Genomic DNA, 4,873 nt, shown 5'->3' on the forward strand with positions numbered 1-4,873 from the left:
GAAGGGGCTAAAGAAGGAAATGAATACAAATGTGGTCCAACCTACAAAGTTTGAGACATTATATGTTGATCATAAAAATATATTGTCAAGGCAGGATAGGAATGTAATATCAGAACATTTATATGAATTGTACAATAAAAAGGAATATTTAAATATCCGTCCTTACACTGAATGGATTTTTTATATCATTGATGGATATTGTAAGAGTACCATCCAAGAATTAGAAAATACATTAAAGTCTTCAAAATATAATGAATCCTACTTTCTTCTAGTGAACAAAGATAAGTTAAGTGATGATATTTTGCCTTACTTGTCTCTTCCAGTAAGTGGTATTACCTCCCTGTCATTTATTAAAAGAAATCCTCATATTGTATTAGAGTCAATAATAGATAAAGGGTTGTTTATAGAGCCTGATTTTCATAGAGTAGTTGTTTCAGAGATGGAACGAATAAATAACAAAAAGAATAATATAGAAAGACTTGTCTTAAATAATAAAAAAGTTGCTAGGTTATTATCAGACAAGGAACAAAATATACTACAGCTAATTCTAGATGGTCTTAATAATAAAAAAATTGCAGAAGAGTTACATTTTGCCCCTGCTACAATAAGTACTTCAATATCGAGAATATTAATAAAAATAGAGGCTAAAGATCGTACAGAGGCCATGGTAAAAGCAATTAGAAATGGTTGGGTGGATGCGGAACGTTAACATTTAATGTATTGGATCATTTCACTATTATGGAAGGAGAAAAAAATGAGGCAGTTATCTGACCAAACTAGCGAAGAATTAAAAGACCAATACCACTATTTAATTGAAGAACTGAAATGTGCAAGAAATGTCTCAGAGTTTGAAAAAGTTTCAGAAATAAAAATGCAAATGGTTTATATTATCGGAGAATTAAAGAATAGAACCCGTAATGAAGAGTGATTTTTCAAAGTTTTGTAATTAAGGCAGATAAAAGAAGGCATGTATGTAAAAGGGGCCGAGAGTAAGGAATGATTGAAAAGTTAGCTTCGGAAACAAAGCATTAAGTTGTGCGGGACACGGACGTGCAATTTCAAAAGGAAGTGCTAAAAGTAAATGACAAGAATAGACATTATGCATTTATTAGACAACATCTCTGAACCATGTTATTTTATGATAGGGAATTTAAATTTATTAATAAGGCAACAGCGCAATATGTATCGAATCAGAACCATTTATTCTAAAAACAAAAGAAGAACTTATTGGTGTATGTGTTTGGAGTACTTCACCTAATTTTAGAGATACATATTTATATGAAATTTTCCATAAGGCATATGATGAACAAAGAGAAAAAGTATTTGAAACAATGTGAGAATACTCCAAAAGGTGGTTCGAAGTAAAAGGTATATCCTAGTATAGACGGGGTTTTTGTAGTTTTTATTAACATAACTGATAGGAAAGAAAGTGAAAAACAAAAGCAACATTATGAAAAGTTACAGATAATCGAGAAATGGCAGAGGGTGTTCACATGAAGTTAGGAACCCACTGACTACGGTTAAAGCACATGGTTGACCGCAAATCGCCGCCCAGCACACCTCGCTGGGTAATAGTTTTTTTGATAATCGCTATCGTCCTGGTCCTGCTTTTTGTCATCATGAAACTCACTGGCCCTGGTGGTGACCATGGTCCTGTGGTAGCCACATATTGTTTGATGGTTACTACACAGCACACGCAGAACACGTGGCACTTATCGGCATCAACGGGCTGGTTTAAAAGGGAAGCAGTATAGAAAGTATAAAGGATGGTTAGGTATCGGTCATCGATATTCTTACTATCCTTTTTTCCTTTTCCGATAAAACTTTCGGTGATAATGATCAATTCTATCTCTTAGTAATGAGGTGTTTAGTGGAAGAAGAACGCATGATTGAATCTACATGGAACCTCTCCATTATTGTTTATGGGAGGTGTAATGGGGGAAATGGAGGCTTCTTTTAATCATGGACATATAGCATCATAAATAATAAATCCTTTTCTAAAGCTTCATAATCAGCCTTGCAATTTAAGCTAATCCAATCACAATAAAATTTAGACCAGGTGCGACTGGCTCTAAAAAAACTTCTTGTACTGTATCTGCCTACAATTTGAGCAATTTTTTTAAACTGGTAAAAAGCAAAATAACAGCGGGAACTCAAATACAACTACTTATGATTGTCTTATCTTCTTTATCTTCCCCCTCAAAAATAACATGGCTTAGAAGCGAGACAATAACTCGCTTCTAAGCCATGTTATTTAATTAATTGGAAGTGTGGAATTAGATAATTATTTTTGACCGCCATTCATTTGTTGCTGGGCCATCTGAACTAATCGTTTTGTGATCTCGCCACCAACAGATCCATTTGAACGAGATGTTGCATCAGCATTTAAGTTAACACCAAATTCTTGTGCAATTTCATATTTCATTTGGTCTAAAGCCTGTTGTACGCCAGGTACTACTAATTGGTTTGAGTTATTGTTATTTGCCATGTTAGAAACCTCCTTTTCTCTTTTATGTATCTATATTTTGCTTCTGAACTTATTAGAATATGTGACAAAATGGGTAATCCCATCCTTTACATGAATAAGCCAATACAGGTATGTAAGGAAAAAATTACAGACTAAAATGGAATCACAAATTTGATGAACGAAAACTTTAAATTAGAATAATTTTTAGTTATCTGATTATTTTTTGTACAATGACAATTATAAAACCTTACTGAAGTAGTAACGGGGTTACGTCAGTAAGGTTAATGATTATGCATCAATCTCTGAAGGAATGATTCCTAATACCCGTTTTTTCAGTCTATCGTCTTATTGATAGGGAGAAGACTGCAATAAGTTGAATTCTAAAGAAATTTCGTAAGAAAACATAAGATCATAGAGGGAAAATACTGCAAGAGGAAACAGGAATTAACCCTTGCTACTAATTCCTGTTTCTTCTTTTTCTATATTTAATTTTCTGATGAGAGACATAAAAACTCGAACAGATAAAAATGTTATGACTAAAGTTGAGTAGGTAATAATCCAATTCCAATTCTTTTTGTAATTGATAAGGTCTGTGTATCTTTCCAATATTATCTCAATAATGGTCATTGGTAAGCTATAACATAGTGATTGAAAAAAACACTGAGTAGGCTTAGAAGTTAAAGTTGTACGGTTAAAAAATACACATAACAATGGAAACAGTAAATAATCAAATACTACACTTATATCAAAATATTTCGGCATAAAACGTATAGGAAATGTAATGTTTTTATTTTTTACTACGACAGATGCAATAAAACTTGAAATATAGCCCTTCAAGAAAAATACTAGTAGCCAATCTTTTAATTTTTCTCTTTTAAAAGCAAAAGGTAATTGAAGAAAACCTAAAACTAATACTATTCTTAATATATTTTTTTGGATAGTCATCAACCCCCTATTAAAAATTGATTATCATAAGCTCTTGAGTAAACTAAGCATAGTATAATTCAAAAACAACAAAATTATTTGCGAACGCAATAATTTAGCGAAATATTGAATCCTTGAGTGTTACCTTAAAAGTAAAAACTGAAAATAAGCCGATAATTACAAGGGTATCAATAAAACCTTGTAATTATCGGCTTGTCCACGAACCTAAGACATTGCACAAAAATTTATGATGTGGCAGTTGAGTCACTTAATATTTCAGTTGAGGATTTTGACACAAATTCACTGAATTGTTTTCCTAGTAATTCATTACTTAAAAACGAGGAAACTTCTATAAATTTGTAAAAGTCCTCTTCTGATATTTTCTCGATTAAATAAACTATCTGTAATTCTGAATCATTAGTGTTTTTTTCTATAAAATTTTGTACAATCCTTGTGCCTTCTTCTGTTAGGGAAATTTTCTTTATTCGGGCATCATGATCTTTTACAATAACAACTAAACCCTCTTCCTTTAATTTGGTTAGTTGTCGAAATACATTTGAAATATTTGTTTGAGCAAGATATGTAAGTTCTTTCATGCTTATATTTGAATCAAAATAAAGAATCCATAGAACACGGAAACCTGGAAAAGTTAGCTCACTATTTTTTAAAACTTGTCGTATATCATTTTCAATTACAAAATTTAGCCCTCTAATTAATGCAAATATTGAATAACTTTTAGCAAACTCTTCTCCCTGTAAACTCATATGCTCTCCTCCTGTTAGAATTAGCTTTTAAAAATATACATGGCAAAGTTTAAAAACCTGTAATTAACAAGTACTTATACCATTATTACCCACTAAGCTGACTTTAATCTTATTGCTTATAAGTTGATAAGAAAAAATAGCTATATTAAGGTACGAGAAAAAAGTGCATATAACAGAAGTGTTTATCTCTGGTTGTTATTGAGGTGTCGTCAAACAAGTAAAAGACTTAGCATGTGATAATTGTGAGGTTATGGTTTACGATTTAAATAAAGGCTGCGACACGAATGAATGTGAAATAAAAGCAAAATAATATGACGTTAAATCAATTCCCACTGTTGCAATCGAATGTTACAAAAATAACGGAATTGACTTTGATTCTTTAAAATCAGCAGGATTAGGTCAATAATTTACTATTGGAACAAGATTGTTTTCTTTCAATAAAAAATCCCCCCTTATTGAAGTGACGGGGGAGTGCAATAAGCCGTCGCTCTTGTTGTAGATCTAAAGAGGAGGATAAGTTTAGAAGTATTTAAAAATTACTAGTAACTAAATGACGCACTTATAATTGGAGTATTATGGTATAATTTTTTTATTGAAAGAATTTTTCTATCAGGTCTTTAGTAATATTGTAAAAACAATGTTTGCAAGAAAGATTCAAAATCAAAATTACATTTTGAAAACACCACCATAACAATACTTATTGCGGGGTGTACAAATG

The 4,873-nt window shown here is 31.6% G+C and carries 5 protein-coding genes; 2 read left to right on the forward strand and 3 right to left on the reverse strand.

Annotated elements, in window-relative coordinates:
- Together ACHABW_RS25325 and ACHABW_RS25330 are read left to right on the forward strand one after the other, a co-directional pair.
- Window positions 1–709: response regulator transcription factor (locus ACHABW_RS25325; protein ID WP_435759773.1), on the forward strand; the 709-nt coding region annotated here is incomplete at its 5' end.
- Between the two features lie 45 nt (window positions 710–754).
- Entirely contained in the window at window positions 755–928 is a 174-nt protein-coding gene (locus tag ACHABW_RS25330; protein WP_435759775.1) for a hypothetical protein, read from the forward strand.
- A gap of 1,356 nt (window positions 929–2,284) precedes the next feature.
- Here the strand turns inward: ACHABW_RS25330 and ACHABW_RS25335 are convergent.
- From ACHABW_RS25335 to ACHABW_RS25345, 3 genes are all read right to left on the reverse strand, one after another.
- The gene (locus tag ACHABW_RS25335; RefSeq protein WP_435759777.1) at window positions 2,285–2,488 is read right to left on the reverse strand and encodes a small, acid-soluble spore protein, alpha/beta type; all 204 of its coding nucleotides are present in this window, start codon (window positions 2,486–2,488) and stop codon (window positions 2,285–2,287) included.
- A gap of 423 nt (window positions 2,489–2,911) precedes the next feature.
- Window positions 2,912–3,412 carry a CBO0543 family protein gene (locus ACHABW_RS25340; protein WP_435759779.1) on the reverse strand — a complete coding sequence of 167 codons (501 nt, stop codon included), beginning with the start codon at window positions 3,410–3,412 and terminating at the stop codon, window positions 2,912–2,914.
- 224 nt (window positions 3,413–3,636) lie between these two features.
- A complete protein-coding gene (locus ACHABW_RS25345; protein ID WP_435759781.1) occupies window positions 3,637–4,155 on the reverse strand; it encodes a MarR family winged helix-turn-helix transcriptional regulator in 519 nt (172 codons plus the stop codon).
- Between the last annotated feature and the right edge of the window lie 718 nt (window positions 4,156–4,873).

This window comes from Salipaludibacillus sp. CF4.18 (assembly GCF_051262595.1).
GTDB lineage: Bacteria > Bacillota > Bacilli > Bacillales > Salisediminibacteriaceae > Salipaludibacillus > Salipaludibacillus neizhouensis.